Origin of the sequence: Bartonella sp. AC130YNZD (assembly GCF_042196865.1) — a bacterium.
Taxonomy (GTDB): Bacteria; Pseudomonadota; Alphaproteobacteria; order Rhizobiales; family Rhizobiaceae; genus Bartonella.
On record NZ_JBHIQZ010000012.1, the window covers coordinates 1 to 19,887 of the forward strand.

18 protein-coding genes and 1 pseudogene are annotated in these 19,887 nt (G+C 38.4%); 14 read left to right on the top strand and 5 right to left on the bottom strand.

Translation table 11 applies throughout. The annotated features are described in order from the left end of the window. The first annotated feature begins 411 nt into the window (after positions 1–411). Entirely contained in the window at positions 412–630 is a 219-nt protein-coding gene (locus tag ACFINU_RS05975) for a hypothetical protein (protein ID WP_375618423.1), read from the top strand. A gap of 61 nt (positions 631–691) precedes the next feature. Here ACFINU_RS05975 and ACFINU_RS05980 read toward each other — a convergent pair whose 3' ends face one another. After that, positions 692–964: a type II toxin-antitoxin system YafQ family toxin gene (locus ACFINU_RS05980; protein ID WP_375618425.1), complete on the bottom strand. Its 273-nt coding sequence runs from the start codon at positions 962–964 to the stop codon at positions 692–694. Positions 965–973: 9 nt separating this feature from the next. Next, positions 974–1,254 (bottom strand): annotated as a pseudogene (locus ACFINU_RS05985) (type II toxin-antitoxin system RelB/DinJ family antitoxin). Between the two features lie 276 nt (positions 1,255–1,530). On the opposite strand from ACFINU_RS05985, the gene ACFINU_RS05990 reads away from it, so the two are divergent. The 4 genes from ACFINU_RS05990 (at position 1,531) to ACFINU_RS06005 (ending at position 4,968) form a co-directional block, all read left to right on the top strand. After that, complete coding sequence (locus tag ACFINU_RS05990; protein WP_375618422.1) at positions 1,531–2,493, top strand: L-threonylcarbamoyladenylate synthase; 963 nt, start codon at positions 1,531–1,533, stop codon at positions 2,491–2,493. A 2-nt stretch (positions 2,494–2,495) separates the two neighbouring features. Continuing rightward, a complete protein-coding gene (locus ACFINU_RS05995; protein WP_375618421.1) occupies positions 2,496–3,905 on the top strand; it encodes an FAD-binding oxidoreductase in 1,410 nt (469 codons plus the stop codon). Positions 3,906–4,049: 144 nt separating this feature from the next. Further along, on the top strand, positions 4,050–4,577 hold the full coding sequence (locus ACFINU_RS06000) for a DUF6101 family protein (RefSeq protein ID WP_375618420.1): 528 nt from the start codon (positions 4,050–4,052) through the stop codon (positions 4,575–4,577). A 268-nt stretch (positions 4,578–4,845) separates the two neighbouring features. Next, positions 4,846–4,968 (top strand): hypothetical protein, encoded by a 123-nt coding sequence (locus tag ACFINU_RS06005; protein WP_375618419.1) that lies wholly within the window; start codon positions 4,846–4,848, stop codon positions 4,966–4,968. Between the two features lie 691 nt (positions 4,969–5,659). On the opposite strand, the gene purD is transcribed toward ACFINU_RS06005, so the two are convergent. Next, positions 5,660–6,934, bottom strand: coding sequence for a phosphoribosylamine--glycine ligase (gene purD / locus ACFINU_RS06010; RefSeq protein WP_375618418.1), 1,275 nt, complete (start codon positions 6,932–6,934; stop codon positions 5,660–5,662). A gap of 90 nt (positions 6,935–7,024) precedes the next feature. Between purD and ubiA the strand changes: the two genes are divergently transcribed. Next, a complete protein-coding gene (ubiA, locus tag ACFINU_RS06015) occupies positions 7,025–8,029 on the top strand; it encodes a 4-hydroxybenzoate octaprenyltransferase (protein WP_375618417.1) in 1,005 nt (334 codons plus the stop codon). A 236-nt stretch (positions 8,030–8,265) separates the two neighbouring features. Here ubiA and pdxH read toward each other — a convergent pair whose 3' ends face one another. Further along, a complete protein-coding gene (gene pdxH / locus ACFINU_RS06020) occupies positions 8,266–8,889 on the bottom strand; it encodes a pyridoxamine 5'-phosphate oxidase (protein WP_375611119.1) in 624 nt (207 codons plus the stop codon). 325 nt (positions 8,890–9,214) lie between these two features. Between pdxH and ACFINU_RS06025 the strand changes: the two genes are divergently transcribed. The 8 genes from ACFINU_RS06025 (at position 9,215) to ACFINU_RS06060 (ending at position 17,843) form a co-directional block, all read left to right on the top strand. Next, complete coding sequence (locus tag ACFINU_RS06025) at positions 9,215–10,120, top strand: DnaJ C-terminal domain-containing protein (RefSeq protein WP_375618416.1); 906 nt, start codon at positions 9,215–9,217, stop codon at positions 10,118–10,120. Between the two features lie 127 nt (positions 10,121–10,247). Then, positions 10,248–11,066 carry an enoyl-ACP reductase FabI gene (gene fabI / locus ACFINU_RS06030; protein WP_273787904.1) on the top strand — a complete coding sequence of 273 codons (819 nt, stop codon included), beginning with the start codon at positions 10,248–10,250 and terminating at the stop codon, positions 11,064–11,066. 148 nt (positions 11,067–11,214) lie between these two features. Beyond that, on the top strand, positions 11,215–12,303 hold the full coding sequence (gene aroC / locus ACFINU_RS06035; protein WP_375618415.1) for a chorismate synthase: 1,089 nt from the start codon (positions 11,215–11,217) through the stop codon (positions 12,301–12,303). A gap of 15 nt (positions 12,304–12,318) precedes the next feature. Continuing rightward, a complete protein-coding gene (ribB, locus tag ACFINU_RS06040) occupies positions 12,319–13,422 on the top strand; it encodes a 3,4-dihydroxy-2-butanone-4-phosphate synthase (protein WP_375618414.1) in 1,104 nt (367 codons plus the stop codon). A gap of 7 nt (positions 13,423–13,429) precedes the next feature. Next, a complete protein-coding gene (locus tag ACFINU_RS06045) occupies positions 13,430–13,684 on the top strand; it encodes an exodeoxyribonuclease VII small subunit (RefSeq protein ID WP_375618413.1) in 255 nt (84 codons plus the stop codon). 241 nt (positions 13,685–13,925) lie between these two features. Further along, the gene (gene dxs, locus ACFINU_RS06050; protein ID WP_375618412.1) at positions 13,926–15,833 is read left to right on the top strand and encodes a 1-deoxy-D-xylulose-5-phosphate synthase; all 1,908 of its coding nucleotides are present in this window, start codon (positions 13,926–13,928) and stop codon (positions 15,831–15,833) included. 16 nt (positions 15,834–15,849) lie between these two features. After that, on the top strand, positions 15,850–16,593 hold the full coding sequence (locus tag ACFINU_RS06055) for a TlyA family RNA methyltransferase (RefSeq protein WP_375618411.1): 744 nt from the start codon (positions 15,850–15,852) through the stop codon (positions 16,591–16,593). Next, on the top strand, positions 16,590–17,843 hold the full coding sequence (locus ACFINU_RS06060; RefSeq protein ID WP_375667454.1) for a class I SAM-dependent RNA methyltransferase: 1,254 nt from the start codon (positions 16,590–16,592) through the stop codon (positions 17,841–17,843). Before ACFINU_RS06055 ends, ACFINU_RS06060 begins: the two co-directional genes overlap by 4 nt. Before the next feature lie 542 nt (positions 17,844–18,385). Here ACFINU_RS06060 and tldD read toward each other — a convergent pair. Continuing rightward, entirely contained in the window at positions 18,386–19,810 is a 1,425-nt protein-coding gene (gene tldD / locus ACFINU_RS06065; RefSeq protein WP_375618410.1) for a metalloprotease TldD, read from the bottom strand. Between the last annotated feature and the right edge of the window lie 77 nt (positions 19,811–19,887).

A 19,887-nucleotide genomic window follows, 5' to 3' on the forward strand; every position in this document is an offset into this window, starting at 1 on the left:
GAAGCAAGCCGGCACCATCATTATATTTGCCAGCCCCCAATGTTGCGACAGATCTTGCATTAAGACGGTTCATAAGAACCATTTTTTACTCCTTTCTTATATAAATTTGATCCACACACTCATCCCACTTGTTATGTGCAAATGAGTGATTTTGATTGATTCAAGATAAACAGATTTGAAATGAGAGAATCCTACGTTATTCGGGGGTCTAATTCAACATGAACAGAGCTAGATTATCATTATAAATCAACGTATTACACACTGGTTGTGCGACAAATAAATATGTTTCTTCTTGTGTTGGTTGGTTACCTATTTATTTAAGCCGGCAAGATCTGAACACCATTAGCTCAAACTTAGCAAGAGAGATCTTAAAGCATAACAAGCAGGGTCAACGCTTGTGTGGGTGGAAACATGGTTAGAAAAAAATCCAAAAAACACACAGAGCTTACAGAAGCAGAAAAAGAAATGTTTCAAGAAATGATCATCACCTATCAAAGCGTGAAAATGATGTCTCGCTTGATGAAGTGGATAGCATTTTTTCTTTTTTTGCTTATCCTTGATTTTGCATGCCTCATGGATGCGATAGACAACATCTTCGCTCATTTGAAGCAGTGGTTCTCAAAGAATTAGAAAAACTGTCATACAAGCAAAAACTTCGAAAAATTCTTTTTACTATGAATTGGAGATCCAATCATAAGCGTAGTTCAGAATGCAAACCAAGTCGTAAGAGCTCAAGTGTTTTGGTATTCGGCTTTTGATAGGTCAAAACTAAATCTGGCTTGATATGACAATCACGACAATTGCGCCATTGACCTGTTAGCGCATGATCCCTCCAATGCGCTTTTAGCGGTTCATTCTCTGCTAACGCTTTGACCACAAGTAGCAAATCCTTCTCTAGTGTATTAGCATACCTACCTTTGCTTTCACGTTTAAGGTCAGACCGGAATGAACGCGTATAGACAATATAGCAAGCTTAGGTTTTCTTTTCAAATTTACGCATTTCAGTTCTATCTTCGCGTATCATGGTCCTTAAGCTGTCTAATGATGTACGTTCGACGCATCCCATTTCGACATCCTCGATAGCTTGTAATGTTTCCGGATTTGGTTGAAAGGTCTAAGCGGTAATGTACGATCTCTAGCAATGCGGGTCATAAACATGCGTACTGCATCCGATACAGTTAAACCCGTAGACTTAATAACTGCACTTGCAATTTCTTGAACTTGATCAGGTATACGGGCTTGAATTTTTCCCATTGCTAAATCCCCTATTCAATTGTAGCACAATGTACTGCACGTTAAGTCTATGTCAAGAGTTTCAACAATAGCTTTTCACAAGAGAACTTAGCAAAATTCAAAAAATTATTAGAGAAAGTTAGCAGAATAAGATATGTTTTGTAGAAGAATATTGGAAAATCCTATTCCCTAACCTTTATTTATGAACCCCATACTTAAAAAACATATAAATCAATGTGATATATGAATAAAAAAGAGCATAATATCACTAAAAGAGTGTTATAGAAATGATGTGTCATGACGATTCTACCACTCGATAGTGCTTCGATAAGAGAGGCAATAGCGCTTCTTGAACAAGGGAAGTTAGTAGCATTACCAACGGAAACTGTTTATGGATTAGCGGGCGATGCAACCAATGGGAGGGCAATTTCTTCTATTTATTCTACAAAGGGTCGTCCGCAAATTAATCCTCTTATTGCGCATGTCAGCGGCATCGAAATGGCGGAACGTTATGTTAAAATTGACTTTCTTTCACGCCAATTAATGGAGGAATTTTGGCCAGGGCCTTTGACATTGGTTTTGCCTTTAAAGGAACAGCATAATATCCATCCTTTAACAACCTCTGGTTTGAATACCTTGGCTGTTCGTTTTCCAGACAGTCGTTTTGCGGAAGTGGTACAACATTTTGGCCGCCCACTTGCTGCTCCTAGTGCGAATCAATCGGGGCGTCTTAGCCCTACTTCAGCTGAGGCTGTTTTTGCATCTTTGGGGGAATCTGTTCCTTTGATATTGGACGGAGGACCTGCTAAAATAGGGCTGGAATCAACGATTATTAAAATTTGTGGTGAAAATATTTATCTTTTGCGTCCAGGGGGGCTTGCGGCTGATGAAATTGCAGAAGTTGTGGGGAAGCCTTTGAAACGGATAGATCAAAGGGCGGCGATTGAAGCTCCTGGGATGTTAAAGTCGCATTATGCTCCCAATGCCACGGTTCGTTTGAATGTAGAAAAGGTGGAAAATGGTGAAGCGCTTTTAGCATTTGGTTCAAAGCGTGTTATGGGGGCTGAAAATGCCGTTTCTATTTTAAACCTTAGCGAAGATGGAAAGTTAGAAGAGGCAGCCTCTCATTTATTTCAATATATGAAGGAATTAGATTCATTTAAAGTGAGATGTATCGCAGTAGAACCTATTCCATTATACGGGTTAGGGGAGGCTATCAATGATCGTCTTATACGGGCTGCGGCTCCAAAGGAGAAATGAACATGGAGCAGGAATTAATTGAAGGGTTTAGGGAAATTGTTGGTGCTAAGCATGCTATAACAGATCAAGCGTTGATTGCACCGTATTTGCTTGAAGAGCGTGGGCTTTTTCATGGAAAAACACCTTTACTTTTACGTCCATCTTCTTGCGCAGAAGTCTCATCGATTATGCAGTTAGCGAGCAAAACGCGCACACCGATTGTGCCACAGGGTGGAAATACAGGGCTTGTGGGGGGACAACAACCAGATGAAAGAGGAGGGAGCGTTCTTTTATCTATGGAGCGATTAAATAAGATTAGAGCTATAAATCTTGAGGGAAATTTTGTTGTTGTAGAGGCTGGTGTTATTTTACAGGATTTACAGAAAAAAGTGGATGAATCAGGTCGTTTTTTCCCTCTTTCTTTGGCATCTGAAGGTTCTTGCCAAGTAGGAGGAAATCTTTCGTCGAATGCTGGAGGGACAGCTGTTTTAGCCTATGGCAATATGCGTGATCTTTGTCTTGGTTTAGAAGTTGTTTTACCGGATGGGCGTATTTTAGATGATTTGCGTTTTGTTAAAAAAGACAATAGCGGTTACGATTTAAAAGATCTTTTTATTGGTGCAGAAGGTACATTGGGTGTTATAACCGCAGCCGTTTTGAAGATGTTTCCAAAAATAAAAGGAAAAGCTGTTGCTTTGGTGGGATTGTATAGTCCGGCGAAGGCTTTAGAGTTTTTATCTCTGGCTCAAGAATATGGAGGAGGGATGTTGACAGGTTTTGAGCTCATGGGAAATCTCAGTTTGCAAATGGCTTTAGATTATAAGATGTGTGAGAAGCCTCCTCTTCAGCGGAAACATGAATGGTATGTATTAATGAACATTTCATCGTTGCAAGGCAATGATGAGGCGTTATCGGTATTGAGTACTATTTTAGAAGAAGCTTTAAAGAATGCGGTGATAGAAGATGCAGTTGTTGCGCAATCTTTAAAACAGCAAGATTTTTTTTGGCAATTACGAGAAAGTATATCATTAGCACAAAAGTTAGCAGGAGGGTCCATTAAGCATGATATTGCAATCCCACTTGCTTTTATTCCTGATTTTATTGCTGAGGCAGCGCTTATTGTTGAGGATATTGCTCCAGGAGCACGGGTGATTTGTTTTGGACACATGGGCGATGGAAATTTACATTATAATATTACACAACCTGTAGGAGCTGATACGACAGTGTTCTTGCAGTTATGGTCAACAATGAATCATCGCATTCATAGTTTAGTGGTGGACTATAGAGGTGCATTTTCTGCTGAGCATGGAATTGGTCAGCTTAAGCGCGAAGAACTTCGTTCTTTTAAATCGCCTGTCGCATTGGATATTATGCAAGGGATTAAAAAAACGTTCGATCCTTTAGGGATAATGAATCCTGGAAAAGTATTATAATTCAAGAATGGTGATCATGCATTTTTGTTTAGATTTTAATAACCAAAAAAGAAACCAGTTGTTTTTTATTCAAACTTTTAATAATCCAATGAGAAAAAGCTGCTAAAGGGTGTATGTTATTTAAGATAAATTGGGATAATGTATATGGCTAATCAATGCTTTAATCAGGCAAAAGCGGTGCTTGAATTTCGGTTAGATCCGTGCCATTTGCCACAAACGACGACATATTTTTCATCCAAAACGGGTAATCAGGTTATTTGTTCGTTAAATGAGCGTGGTGTTTCTTTTAAAACAGATATGCCTTCAAGCTTATCGCATTTAATACCCCCTTATCATTTTCGAGGAATTGCAGCACGTACTGTAAAAACGCGTTCAGGAGAAAGAGCTGTTGCATTAGAATTACTTCATGCTGATGAGGAAGCTTGTATACCGCTTTTGGTTTCCAGAGATTTGAATAATGTTCTTCTGGATTGGCGGTTATGGGCGGATACTTATGGCCTTCCCATGCTTATGATCAATGAAGATAATCGCATTCTGGTTGTAAAAGATCGTTCTGATTTACATCGATTTTTTGGTACAACAGCACATTCTAAACAAAAGCATTTTTTACTTCGTTATAGCAATCCGTTAGGCTTGCGTTTGGTGATTGCGAATCGAATTGCACTCCAGTAAATTAATATGCATTTATTTTTGTACGACCGTCAGCATTTATCTTGTTGTGCTGTAAAACATTGTTGTTTGGGGAGGTAACATAAGGCATGTAAACTTCACACATGAAGTGTTTTAGAAGATATGGCGAATATTCTTAAGTTTGCTTGTAGGTCTTTGTGTAAGTGCAGCATATGAGTGGGAAGAAAGAGAAACCCGCTTAATGAGAATTCAGACCTTTACAGACGGGATTTGGTGCGACTTTTGGTTCTTGAAAACAAAGAGAAAGTCAATGATTGTAAATGAGAGTTTTTTGACACATACATTGGCAGCAGGAATCGATGATGTAAAACGCTTTTTTCAGAGAGGTAAAAACGGTTTTCATAACAATAGAAACTGTTTTTTTGCGGTATAATTTTGGGTTTTTGCCACATTATTAAAAACACCAGAAGATTACTGGAAGTGTTTTTGAATTTTTTTATAAATCATTTCTCCATGTTGAATGAAAGCTTTGAATATTGCAGAATATTCTTATTTCATCTCTCTTTTATAATCAAAATCATTTAGATAGAAAGGGTTATCGTAATATTGAGAATTGGAAAATACAATGATGGTATAGGTTTTTATTTTTATTCCAGAAAGCTGGCGGAATGGATTTATACTATTTGCAGGTAGTGTCGTAAAATGGGAATGATAAGCATGAGAGATATTGTTTAAGAATTTGTATGTGAATAACATAACTATCTTTTTTGGGCATTTCATTTTTCGTAAAAGCGGAATTTCACTAAAAACGCGATAAATAAAAGAAATGATAGTATATACGTTTTTCCTCAGGATTTTATAAGAAAGAAAGTGTTTATAAAAATGATGAGAAAATGCGTTTAAAGTAAAGACAACAGTAAAATGATTATTTTATATTACATCTTCAGATTCAGAAAATTTTCCTATTTTATCATGAGTAGATATCCTATTTACAATATTTGATTGTTCAAAGGAAAGCACACTCATTTTTTCAAAATTATGGTCAACGTAAAACAGTGAGAAAATTTTTGTATCATGCTCTTATATAAAATAAGAAAATCGTAAAAAAAGAATATTCAAAGGATTTAATTTTCTCGCGCAACGGCTCTCCATCCGATATCTCGACGAACAAAACCTTCTGGCCAATCAATACAATCAACAGCTTCATAAGCACGTTTTTGTGCATGGGTAATCGTTTTTCCTGTTGCTGTTATATTGAGTACACGTCCACCATTTGCAATGAGTTCTCCATCACGCAACACTGTACCAGCTTGAAAAACTTTCACATCGGGAAGAGTGTTTACTTGATCAACGTTACGGATAACAGTACCTTTTTGGGGAGAGTCTGGATAACCATTAGCAGCCATAACAACGGTGAGAGCTGTTTTTTCAGACCACCGAAGAGGCTTATTTTCAAGTTTTCCTTGAGCTGCAGCAAGAAAAATTGGCAAAATATCATCTTTGAGGCGCATCATTAAAACTTGACATTCAGGATCACCGAATCGTATGTTAAATTCAATTAATTCGGGTCCTTTTTGCGTTATCATTAATCCGACGAAGAGAATACCTTTAAAGGGGGCACCCATTTCTTTCATGCTTTTTAAAGCTGGTTCAACAATTTCTTTGAGAGTACGATTCACTATTTCTTGGGTCATGATGGGCGCTGGTGAATAAGCACCCATACCACCGGTGTTTGCTCCAGTATCCCCATCACCTACACGTTTATGATCTTGAGCAGATCCAAAAGGAAGAACAACTTTACCATCACAAAGGCAGAAGAAGCTTGCTTCTTCACCTTCAAGAAAAGATTCTACAACAATTTTGTTTCCTGCATCTCCAAATGTACTTTTGAAGCAGGCATCAACTGCGTTAAACGCTTCTTCCATAGTTGTTGCAACCACGACACCTTTGCCAGCTGCTAAGCCATCAGCTTTAATAACAATGGGAACACCTTGTTGCTGAATGTAAGCTTTAGCTTTAGAGGCATCATTAAAGCATTGGTAACTTCCTGTAGGAATGTTATTCTTCCGACATAAATCTTTTGTAAAGGCTTTTGAACCTTCTAGTTGAGCAGCTTTTTGAGTAGGACCAAATACACAGATGTTAGCGCTATTAAGAGAGTCTGTTATACCCGCCACCAAGGGTGCTTCTGGTCCTACAATTACAAGATCAATAGAATGTGCCTTACAAAAATCAATAACAAGGGGATGGTCATCAATGTTCAAATTAATATTTTCACCAAATTCTGTTGTTGCAGGATTTCCAGGAGCACAATATAACTTTGTTAGCAGTGGTGATGCTGCTATTTTCCATGCTAAAGCATGTTCTCGTCCCCCTGAGCCAATAAGAAGAATATTCATTGCTTGCTCCTCTCATAAAAGATAATTAATCTCATCCCCTTCTCATAAGAATGAAATGTCTCTATCGCAAGACCAAAGGTAAATCATTTGATGAAAAAAAATAAAAATATCGCGCATGTTCAGTCCTATGATAGCCAAGGACGGGTTATGGATGCATCTTCCAAACAATGGGTCTACAGCTTCCTTCCCCGTTCTTTATGGTTTTATGCGCAATTGGCGCGTTGGGATCGGCCTATCGGTTGGCAATTGTTGATGTGGCCTTGTTTTTGGTCAACAACAATGGCTTTTTTCTCTTATAACATGCACTACGATACTCTTTTATCAATGTTTCTTCATTGGGTTTGGTATCTTTTTCTTTTTTTTCTGGGATCTATTGCTATGCGAGGGGCAGGATGTACTTGGAATGATCTTATTGACCATAAAATTGATGCTCAGGTAGAAAGGACACGTTCTCGCCCATTGCCAACAGGTCATGTGAGTCGGTTTCAAGCGAGAGTTTTTATCCTTGTGCAATGTTTTGTTGGTTTAGTCGTTTTATCACAATTTAATAGGTTTAGTTTTTTTCTAGGTATTTCGTCATTGATAGCTGTTGCATTTTATCCTTTTATGAAACGCGTAACATATTGGCCGCAGTTTTTTTTAGGCGTTGCATTTAATTGGGGGGCATTAATGGGGTGGGCTGTTGTCTTTGGAAGTTTAAGCTGGGCACCAATCTTGCTTTATGTGGGATCAATTTTGTGGACCATAGGATACGACACAATCTACGCACATCAAGATAAAGAAGATGACGTTACTGTTGGTGTCCGTTCTACGGCTCTTCTTTTTGGTAAAGCAACCAAGCGTGCTTTAGTATTTTTGTATGGTGGTTTTGTGATGTTCGTTAGTCTAGCATTTTATTTAGCTGGAGTTCCTGTTCTTAGTTTTTTGGGGATTTTTGTGGCAAGCATCCATATGTTTATTCAAATTAAAGTCATTGATATAGATGATAGTTCACAATGCCTCAGGCTTTTCAAATCTAATTCGCTTATTGGTTTTGTGATTTTTGCTGGTTTAGTATGTGGGGGTATATGGATGATATTTTATCCTGCGGTCTAAAAATAAGTTAGCTAAAATCATAGTTTCTACTGAATACAGTATGTTTTTTTAATAAGCTTGTTGCTAATCTATTTTTAAGCAATACAGTAGAAAATATCACCAATTAACCTTTACAGTGAAAATAAAATTCTTCTATTTAAATAAAATAAATCATCTTCTTTTAGAATTTTTCGAATAAAAAATATTTGTTTAATTGTTGCGAAGAAAAAATCTTCATAACGATGAAGTTTGAAGGATTAGGGATAAAGTTTTTGTCTTTTCCAATCGCTGTGTTCAACACAATCCCGTGTAAAAAGCAAACGATCATGTAAACGAAATGGGCGATCGCACCAGAACTCTATAGAAAGGGGTTTAACACGAAACCCAGACCAATAAGGTGGTCGTGGAATATTGCCTAGAGCATAACGCGCAGTATATTGAGCAATTGCTTTTTCGAGCACAAAACGATTGTCTAAAGGTTGAGATTGTTTAGAGGCCCATGCACCAATTCGACTACCACGTGGTCGCGATTGGAAATAGGCATCGGCTTCCTGTTGACTTACTTTTTCAACGATTCCTCTAATTCTGACTTGACGACGGAGTGATTTCCAATGAAAACCTAAGGATGCTTTCATTGATTTTAAAATTTCTTGTCCTTTACAGCTTTCATAATTGGTATAGAAGACGAATCCTTGGGGACTGTAGTCTTTGAGGAGAACCATACGAACATTAGGGAGTCCTGTTTCGTCAACTGTTGCTAATGCCATAGCATTCGGATCATTTATTTCACTTATCGTTGCCTCTTCAAGCCACTTTGCGAAAAGTTCAAAAGGTTTTTGCATTTTCATAAAATGATCATCTGTTGGTATTTTTGTGCTCATAGTTTCTCCAAATATCAGTGAGCATGGGTGAGGCATTTTCTCATTTACTTTATCATCAAGAAGTTACAGTACTATTTTTTCTTATTTTCAAAAAGCCAATGATATCATGTATTTTTATGGTAGTTTAATTATTTTTACTTTAGCATAGACTACAAGGAGCTATATTAAATAAATGTCTCATTTTATCTGGTATTTTAGTTTATTGATAGACATATAAAGAGAAAAGAAGAAATTATTCTTTAGAATAGACTGATGAAGCTATAAGGGATATTGAACAACGTATCAGTTGATATTTTGAAAACGAAGAAATTGAAAAGAGGGCAATATGCGTGATCCCTACACGATTCTGGGTGTGGCACGTACCGCAAAATCGCAAGAGATTAAATCGGCATTTAGAAGATTAGCGAAGAAATATCATCCAGACCATAATAAAGATGATACAAAGGCTAAAGAGAAATTTGCTGAAATTAATCAAGCCTATGAAATTATAGGTGATAAAGATAAAAAAGCACAATTTGACCGCGGTGAAATTGATATGGAAGGAAAACCGCTTTATCAAGCCTATGGTGCTGGTGAAAATTTTAGCAATAAACAAAATCCCTTTTCAGGAAGAGCAAAGGGATTTGATTTTTCCTCTTCAGGTGGTGCAAGTTTTGATGCGGGTGATATTTTTCGGGATCTGTTTGGAGGAGGTGGTAGCTTTTCGAATTCCACACACTATAACCGTTCCCAACAAGGAGCACATGTTTGTGCTAATCTTGCCATAACATTAGAGCAGATGGTTGGCGCAGAAAAGGTGGAAGCTGTTTTTCCAAATGGAAAAAAGTTAAAAATTAAACTGCCAGATTATATTGAAGACGGACAGACTATTCGTTTAAAAGGTCAGGGAGAAGAGGTACCTCACGGGCAAGCAGGAGATGCGTTAATAACCATTCAGATTCAAAAACATCCTCGTTTTCGGGTTGAAGGAAGAGCACTCCATCTTGATTTACCAGTTTCTCTTAAACATGCTGTTTTGGGAGCAAAAGAAGAAGTTGAGACATTGGAGGGGCGTGTGGTTTTAACGATTCCTGCGTGGTCAAGTTCTGATCGCGTTTTACGGTTGAAAGGGAAAGGGCTTCGTTTAAAAAATGGTACAAGAGATGATCTTTATGTGCATGTTCGCATTATGTTGCCGGGAGATGAAAATGCCGCCGCACTAGAACAGTTTTTGCAAATGCAACAAGATTAATTTTAAAAATTTTATATATAAAAGCGTAGTTTTTGTTTGATTTTAAACCAATTGCTTGAAGAAAAAGTTGACCTGTGTCATAGGCAGGTGAATAATACTAATTTTAAGTAACAATGGGGCAGTGCTGATGGCTAAGGGTAATGGTTTATTGTACGGTAAGCGTGGTTTAATTTTGGGGTTGGCCAATAATCGCTCCATCGCTTGGGGAATCGCTAAAGCGGCAAGTAGCGCAGGGGCAGAGCTTGCTTTTACCTATCAGGGTGAAGCAATGAAAAAGCGTGTCGAGCCTTTGGCTGAAGAATTAAAGGGATTTGTTTGTGGACATTGTGATGTTTCTGACAGTGTCTCTATTGATACGGTCTTTAGAGAAATAGAGAAGAAATGGGGAAAACTTGATTTTTTAGTTCATGCTATTGGTTTTTCTGATAAAGATGAATTAAGTGGTCGTTATATTGATATCAGCGAATCAAATTTTATGATGACCATGAATATTTCCGTTTATTCCCTAACAGCTCTAACAAAGCGTGCAGAAAAATTGATGCCAGATGGTGGTTCAATCTTGACACTAACCTATTATGGTGCAGAAAAGGTTGTTCCCAATTATAATGTAATGGGGGTTGCCAAAGCCGCTCTTGAAGCGAGCGTGAAATATTTAGCGGTAGATTTAGGTCCCCAAAATATTCGTGTTAATGCTATATCTGCTGGACCAATTAAAACGTTAGCGGCTTCTGGTATTGGTGATTTTCGTTATATTTTAAAATGGAATGAATATAATGCTCCATTACGTCGTACGGTAACAATTGAAGAGGTTGGTGATTCTGCACTTTATTTTCTTTCAGATTTGTCTCGTTCTGTTACCGGTGAAGTCCATCATGTCGATTCGGGTTATAATATCATAGGTATGAAAGCAGTTGATGCCCCAGACATTTCTGTCGTTAAAGAATAAAGTTTGGTTTATAAGATTTTATTAGACAGCAGTAATTTGACCAAATTTAAGGTGTCCAAGAGTATTTGGGAGAAAAGAGTTGTCTTGTGTATAGCACACAACATACGTTATCGTTGTATATATTTGACAGAGAAATGGATCTTTTTTCATGTCGCATAATACATTTGGCCATTTGTTTCGTGTAACAACATGGGGTGAAAGTCATGGTGCTGCTCTTGGTTGTGTCATTGATGGTTGTCCACCTGGAATTATTTTTACTCTTGCAGAAGTTCAAGCTTATCTTGATAAACGCAAGCCAGGACAATCAAAATATACAACGCAGCGCCGAGAACCAGATGAAGTAGAGGTCCTTTCAGGAGTTGTTGTTCAAGACGATGGAACGACATTGGTGACAACAGGTACACCAATTTCTCTGTTGATTCGAAACACAGATCAACGCTCTCAAGATTATGGAGCAATTGCTCATCAGTATCGTCCAGGACATGCGGATTATACTTATGATATTAAATATGGCATTCGTGATTTTCGAGGCGGGGGACGTGCTTCGGCACGGGAGACGGCAGCACGTGTTGCAGCAGGTGCATTTGCTCGTAAAATCGTTCCTGGTTTGATTGTACGAGGAGCAGTGATAGCAATTGGTCCTCATAATATTAATCGTGATCGTTGGGATTGGTCAGAGGTTGATAATAATCCTTTTTTTACAGCTGATGCAGAGATGGTTCACATTTTTAGTGACTATATCAGTAAACTCCGTAAAGAGGGGACATCTGTTGGTGCGGTTGTTGAGATCGTTGCAGAAAATGTTCCGGCAGGTTTAGGAGCCCCTATTTACGCAAAGCTTGATCAAGATATTGCCTCGTTACTTATGTCGATTAATGCGGTAAAAGGTGTGGAAATTGGTGATGGTTTTGCGGCAGCCCGCTTGAGGGGAGAAGAAAATGCCGATGAAATGCGAATGGGAAATGATGGAAAAACGCTTTTTTTATCCAATCATGCTGGTGGTATTTTAGGGGGAATATCGAGTGGACAGCCAATTGTTGCACGTTTTGCTGTAAAGCCTACTTCATCAATTTTAACACCTCGTCGTTCCATTGATGTTGATGGTCATGATATAGACGTTATAACAAAGGGACGTCATGATCCATGTGTTGGGATTCGTGCGGTTCCTGTTGGTGAAGCGATGGTTGCTTGTGCTATTGCTGACCATTATCTAAGACATCGCGGTCAAGTTGGGTGATTGAAAAGGTGAACAATGGCGTATGATGAAAAAAAAATTGTTTCTGCACTTAAAGCTTTTGAACGCGGTGAAATTGTTGTGGTGACAGATGATGATGACCGTGAAAATGAGGGTGATTTAACTGTTGCTGCAGCGCATTGTACAGAAGAAAAGATGGCGTTTATTCTTCGTCACACAACAGGTATTGTGTGCACACCTATGCCAAAAAAAGAAGCAAAACGGTTTAATCTTTCTCCTATGGTACCAGATAATAACTCTGCACATGGGACGCAATTTACGGTTACTGTTGATTTTAAACACGGCATAACAACAGGAATTTCAGCGCATGACCGTACATTAGCTGTACGTAATCTTGCGAATTCAAATGCAAGTGCGGATGATTTTGTTCGTCCAGGGCATGTTTTTCCTTTAATTGCGCATGAAGGGGGAGTGCTCATGCGTTCAGGTCACACGGAGGCCGCTGTTGATTTATGTAAATTAGCTAATTTGCCGCCGGTTGGTGTTATCGGTGAGTTAGTTAATGATGATGGAAGCGTTAAACATGGCGATCAGATTATGAAATTTGCGCAAGAACATCGGTTGCATATTATAACGGTTGCAGATTTAATTGCTTACCGCCAACGTAAGGAAATATTGATCAAGCATGTTGGAGAAATGCCTATTGAAACATCTGTAGGTCCCGCTATTGTTCAAAGTTATCAACTCCCTTGGGAAGTCGTTCAGCATATTGCAATTGTTTTTGGTGATGTCCGTGAGGGTGAGAATATTCCTGTGCATTTACATCATGAAAACATTATAAGTGACGTTTTTTGTCAAACTTCAGATATTATGGTGATGATGCGGCGTATGATGGAAAAAGAAAAACGTGGCGTATTTATTTATTTGCGTGAAGGATCTGTTATACAATCAACTGTTGGTATTCAAAAAATGACAAGAAACAGTTCAGAAAACCATGTGCAGGCGATTGAACGCGAAGAAGAATGGCGCAAAATTGGTTTAGGATCACAAATTTTAAAATATTTAGGAATAGGCTCTGTTATTGTTTATGCTTCTAAAGAGCATCATTATGTAGGTTTGGAAGGTTTTGGAGTTCGTATATCCAGAACAGATATTTTTTGAGGTTCATATGAAAAAAGAGATACAAGAGGGGGATATTACGACCTTAAGCTTTGAGCAAGCGCTTAAGCAACTTGAAGTTATTGTCGAAAATTTGGAACGTGGCGATGTGCCTTTGGAACAATCCATTGATATTTATGAACGCGGTGAAGCGCTTAAAAAGCATTGTGAAAAACTCTTAAGAGTTGCTGAAGCTAAAGTTGAAAAAATCCAGCTTTCAGAAGAAGGTTCTCCAGAAGGAGTGGAACCACTTGATGCTAAATAATTTAAATCTTTTTGGATATTTATTGTGGGACTTAAGAGAAGCAATAACCTTAGTTTATAAATAGAAAGTTTTATTGATTTCTTTTTTATAAAATAAGTTAAAAATGAGGAAATTATAGCTCATCTCAAATAGAAAATAGCATTTTTCAGTAAAAAAGATGCAAAACTGTAAATAAAAGAGTAGAGAAGATATATTTTTATCATTGTGTTTTCTTGAGTTAAGATAATAGAAAGGATTTTTTTTGTCTCAGGTCTTAACACCATTGCTTGACCGTGTTTGTTTTCCGCAAGATTTGCGGGCATTGCCTGAGTCTGATTTGGTACAGTTGGCTGATGAGTTGCGGACCGCAACAATTGATGCGGTTTCTGTAACAGGTGGTCATCTTGGGGCGGGACTTGGTGTTGTTGAGCTCACTGTTGCATTACATTATATTTTTAATACACCAGAGGATAGGATTATTTGGGATGTTGGTCATCAAACCTATCCACACAAGATTTTAACGGGGCGTAGAGAAAAAATTCGCACATTACGTCAAGAGGGCGGATTATCGGGTTTTACAAAACGTTCAGAAAGTGTGTATGATCCATTTGGAGCGGGGCATTCGTCTACTTCTATTTCAGCGGGGCTTGGTATGGCGGTGGCAAGTGCTTTGAAAGCAGAGACAAGACGCAATATCATAACTGTCATTGGTGATGGTGCAATGTCTGCGGGCATGGCTTATGAAGCAATGAACAACGCTGGTGCTTTGAATGCACGCTTGATTGTTGTTCTTAATGATAACGATATGTCTATAGCACCACCTACAGGTGCTATGAGTGCACATCTTGCACGATTAGTGTCTCGTCCTTCTTATCGTCATTTGCGTGAACGCGTAAAGATGTTGAGCGAAAAATTGCCAAAGTTTTTTTTGGATAAAGCCCGTCGTTCAGAGGAATTTGCGCGTGGACTTTTGGTTGGGGGAACTTTATTTGATGAGCTTGGCTTTTATTATGTTGGACCCATAGATGGGCACAATTTGGGGCATTTATTGCCTGTTTTTAAAAATGTTCGTGAATATCCTAATGGTCCTGTTTTGGTGCATGTTGTAACCCATAAGGGAAAGGGATATCCACCTGCAGAGGCCTCATCTGATAAATATCATGGTGTTAATCGTTTTGATGTCACGACAGGAAAACAGATAAAAGCATCAAGTAATATTCTACCCTATACCAAGGTATTTTCTAAAGCTTTAATAGAAGAAGCTCGCCATGATGATAAGATTGTTGGCATAACAGCAGCGATGCCAACAGGAACAGGCCTTGATTCTTTTGCGAAAAAATTTCCTGAAAAAATGTTTGATGTTGGTATCGCTGAGCAACATGCCGTAACTTTTGCGGCAGGACTTGCTTGTGAAGGGTATAAGCCTTTTGTTGCAATTTATTCTACTTTTTTACAGCGTGCTTATGATCAAATTATTCATGATGTATCAATTCAAAAATTACCGGTACGTTTTGCTATTGACCGAGCAGGTTTTGTGGGGGCAGATGGTGCAACACATGCTGGAAGTTTTGATATTGTTTTTTTGGCCACTCTTCCTGACTTTGTTGTTATGGCACCTTCTGATGAGCTTGAACTGATGCATATGGTGCGTACAGCTGCAGCTTATGATCAGGGACCAATTTCTTTTCGTTATCCGCGTGGTGAGGGGATTGGTATAGATTTACCGCAACGTGGTGAGTTATTAGAAATTGGAAAAGGGCGCGTTCTGCGTGAAGGAAATAGAATCGCTTTGGTTTGTTTTGGAACGCGGATGTCAGAAGTGTTGCAAGCTGCTGATGCGTTGGAGGCTGAAGGATTGTCTACAACGGTTGCAGATGCACGGTTTGCAAAACCTTTAGATAAGGATTTGATGCGTCGTTTGGCACGTGAGCATGAGGTATTGGTGACAATTGAAGAAGGGGCAATCGGTGGATTTGGAGCGCACATATTACAATTTTTAGCGCAAGAAGGGCTCTTAGAGCATGGTTTGAAAGTTCGTACACTAAAATTTCCTGATGAATATTTGAATCATGGTTCACCAGAAAAAGTTCTTTCACGTGTCGGACTTGACGCTATGGGTATTTTAAGCACGGTTTTTGCTGTTTTGGGACGCGAGATTCGAGCAGGATAGAAAATTCGAGTATGAGATGGCTTCCAGAAAAAGACTCGATATTTTTTTAGTTGAAAAAAACTTTTTTACGACACGTTCACGCGCACGTGATGCAATTATGCGCCAAACTGTTAAAGTTAACGGAGAAATCGTTTTTAAAGCTGGGCAAATCGTTTTTGATGATGCAGAGATTACCGTTTGTGATCCAGCGCAGAATTATGTTTCTCGGGCAGCGTTAAAATTGATTGCTGCACTTGATGCATTTCCAATTGTAACGGACAAAGTGACAGCCATTGATGTTGGTGCATCAACAGGTGGTTTTACGCAAGTTCTCTTAGAGCGTGGAGCAGATCATGTCATTGCCGTTGATGTTGGGCATCATCAATTTGATAAACGTTTATTGGGCAACAGTGCTATAACGTTATTAGAAGGCTTGAATGTCAGAGCTTTTAAACAGGAACATTTAGGTGGGCGAGAAATTGATCTTATCGTTTCAGATGTTAGCTTTATTTCTCTCAAACTTGCATTGCCTCCTGTTTTGTCTTTAGCCAAGAAGGGTGCCCAAGCTGTTTTACTGGTAAAGCCTCAGTTTGAGGTTGGTCGTAAACACTTTAGTAAGGGAGGAATATTAAGTCCATCAAGTGCTAAAGAAACTGCTGAGGCGCTTTTTGTTTGGTTAAATACACAAACAGGGTGGAGTGCAAAAGATTTAATTTCTTCCCCTATTACAGGTGGTGATGGCAACATGGAATATTTACTATTTGGAGAAAAACAAGAGTGAATGACAATGTCATAATCGATTATATCGGAGCAAATGGTTATGGTACTGCTAAGACGTCTCACGGCTTCGTTTATGTTCCTTTTACTTTACCAGGAGAGTGTGCTGAAATTACTGTTCATGGAAAATATGCAACATATATAACATTAAAAGAAAAATCATCAGAACGCATTGATACTTTTTGTCAGCATTTTGGAGAATGTGGAGGGTGTACTCTTCAGCATTGGCATATGGATGCTTATCGCGTATGGAAACAACAATTGGTTGTTGAGGCGCTTAAAAAGTATGGACTTAATAATGTTGTTGCGCCTTTAATAGAATGTAAACCTTATAGCCGACGGCGGATTACTCTAACAGCTTCCATGACCCCACAGGGGCAAAAAGTTGGTTTTAACCGTTATCTCTCTCATGAGATTGTAGCTCTTGAGGAATGTCCAGTAAGCCGTCCAGAGCTTATTTCTCAGTTGCATAATATCAGAGAGCTCTGTGCTTTTCTAAAGAGCTCTGCCAAACGGTTTCATGTTACGATAACATGTGTTGAAAATGGTTTAGATGTTGCTTTAAGCGGTTGCATTATACAGCATGAATCACTTCGTCAGAAAATGATCAGTGCTGCTCTTTCATATGGGATTATACGTTTATCTGTTGACGGTGAAGTTTTGGTTGAACGAGAAAAACCAGAGATTTACTTTGGAGATATCCGTGTTGAATTTCCTTCTGGTGGTTTTCTGCAAGCAACTTGTGAAGCTGAAAATATAATGGGCAATATTATTTTGACTCATTTAAAAAAAGCAAAGAATGCTGTTGATTTGTTTTCAGGGGTAGGAACATTTACCTTGCGTATGGCAAAAAAGATGAATGTTCATGCAGTAGAAAATAATGAAGATGCATTAAGAAATCTAAATACAGCAGCACGTTTTGCGACTGGTTTAAAAACGGTCACTTGTGAAAAACGTGATCTTTTCCGACATCCCCTTTCTGTAAAGGAACTTGAATGTTTTGAGAGTGTTGTTTTTGATCCTCCCCGTGCTGGTGCAGAGCAACAAGTACGTGAATTAGCGAAGACAACAGTATCACGTATTGTGGCAATTTCTTGTAATCCTACTACATTTGCTCGTGATTTATCTCTTCTTGTTTCAGGGGGGTATACAGTAGAAAAAATCATACCGATTGATCAATTTTTATGGTCACCACATGTCGAAATTGTTGCTGTTTTGAGCAAAAAGAAAAAAAAGAAAGGTTGGAAACTTTAGCCTAAAATTTTTTAATGCTATGAAGATTTTTTAAAAGTTGACCTGTGTATTATTATAAAATCTTTCCAAAATTTATCTATAATAATAACCTTTTTCTCGTTGAATTAAGAGCACTGAATGTAGAAAGTGTTTTTTCTTTTAAGCTTTTTTATTATGAAATATAAAAGACAAGTGACCCCACACAAAAGACTAATGTATTACGAAGAAGATGTGTCTGAATAAGCCTGTGCCGTCGTTATATTTGCCATCCCCTAATGTTTCTTAAAACTCTTGGTACTTGAGACGGACCATAAGAGGAATCTTTAGTCTTTTCTTGTACAGTTTTTATCCATATAACTCTCCCCGCCTGTAACGTATAAACGAATGATTTTGATTGATCTAACAGACACAGATTAAAATGAGAAAATCTTACGGGACTCAAGGTTCTAATACAATATGAATAACGCTAGATTATCTTTATAAATCAATTCATTGTATCATCCCCCTCACAAAGTGGTCGTAATAGACGAGAAGGAGGCAATACTGGGAAGGAATGAGCAAGCTTATTCCTCTATAAGCGCAGTTCCACCGATTGTCATATTATTGATTCGAAGATGAGGTTGACCAACACCAACAGGGACATTTTGCCCTGCTTTTCCGCACATACCAATACCATTATCTAGTTTACTATCATTACCAATCATTGTGATACGTTTCATAGCATCCGGTCCATTTCCAATAAGAGTTGCACCTTTGATTGGTGCACAAATTTTACCATTTTCTACTCGGTATGCTTCAGTACATTCAAAGACGAATTTTCCGGAAGTAATATCAACTTGTCCTCCACCAAATGAAACAGCATAGATACCACTTTTAAGTGAAGAAAGAATTTCTTCAGGTGTTTTATCTCCTCCTAGCATGATTGTATTGGTCATTCGTGGCATTGGTGCATAAGCATAAGATTCACGCCGTCCATTTCCAGTTGATTTACCTCCCATAAGCCGTGCATTAAGCCTGTCTTGCATAAAACCAACGAGTTTTCCATCTTCAATGAGAACGTTATATCCTGAAGGGGTCCCCTCATCATCGACAGTGAGAGAGCCACGGCATTGTGGAATTGTTCCATCATCAACAACTGTAACACCTTTTGCTGCAACTTGTTGTCCTAAAAGTCCAGCAAAAGCGGATGTTTTTTTACGGTTAAAGTCACCTTCTAAACCATGACCTACGGCTTCATGGAGCATAACACCAGGCCATCCGTTCGCTAAGACAACATCAAAAGATCCAGCAGGTGCTGCTTCTGCTTCTAAATTTGTTAAAGCCATACGTAAGGCTTCATCCGCGGCTTTTTTCCAATTGTCTTCATGAATAAATTGGTTAAATGCTTGTCTCCCTCCACATCCATAAAAACCATTTTCACGACGATTGCCTTCAGCTGCGACCACAGATATAGAAAGTCGCACAAGGGGACGAATATCACGAACAAAATAACCATCTGCACGTAAAATTTCAACATGTTGTAGCGAGCCGGAAAGAGAAACAGTCACCTGATGCAATTTATCATTTTTAGCACGTAAATAGGCATCAATTTTTTGCAAAAGAGCACTTTTTTCTTCAAATGATGGAGCATCAAGGGGATTATGCGGTTGATAAAGCCTTTTGTTTGTTTGTTGAGGTGCTATGCTATAAGTCCCTGCATGATTATTATAGGTAACAGCTTTAGCAGCTTCACTGGCACGTTTGAGTGCAGCAGCTGATAACTCACTAGAGTGAGCATATCCAGTAGCCTCTCCAGCAACAACGCGTAGTCCAAATCCCATATCTTGATGAAATGAGCCGTTTTTAAGCTGTCCATTATCAAATAAAAGAGCTTCGCTTTCTATATACTCAAGGTAAAGCTCACCATCATCAGCATGATGAAGTGTTTCCTGTATAAGTGATTGCACTTTAGAGGAAGCAATATCAAAATGATCAATCAGCGATTTCATAAGAATTATCCTATTTTTATGGGTGCTTCGAAGATTTTTATCAATCTAATTTTAAGAATCTTTCAAAATATACGATG